The 526-nt window shown below is 41.6% G+C and carries 1 pseudogene; it reads left to right on the top strand.

Annotated features, from left to right (window positions below):
• Positions 1-526, top strand: a pseudogene (locus tag AC1DMU_RS29580) (hypothetical protein); the annotation flags it as partial.

Below are 526 nucleotides of genomic sequence, written 5' to 3'. Positions count from 1 at the left end.
GCAGCCACAAAAGGRAAAGAACTAGGAACAGCAACAGYGGCAGAAAATGCAGTAGAAGCAAAAGTAGAAATTGATCAAATCGCAAAAGACGCAAAAACAAAAGGCAATGTATACGTAAGTGTACAAAGTAAAGGTGAGTTAGAAAGTACGCGTACAGTGAAAGCATATGATGCAGAAATCACAGTAACGCCAGCGGCGTCAGCAATTAAAACAGCGAACAACGCAACAGGAGAAGAAGACACAATCACAGTAAGCAAGTTAGAAGCGGGTGATGTAGTCAAAGTATATGACGCAGCCAAAGAAGGAAAAGAACTAGGAACAGCAACAGTGAAAGAGAAGGAAGCAGAAGTTGTAATTACGAAAAAAGATTTATTCGTAGCAACAGGTGGAACAGTGTACGTAACAGTGACAAAAGCGAATAAAGAAGAAAGTGCACGTGTGGCAGTAAAGTATGCATCTGAAACAGTAACAAAAGCGCCAGTGGCCGGAGCAATCACAGTAGTGAATAATAAAGCGGGCGTGAAAG

Source organism: Bacillus sp. 01N45 (assembly GCF_056399205.1).
This window is presented reverse-complemented; position numbering and strand designations above follow the sequence as displayed.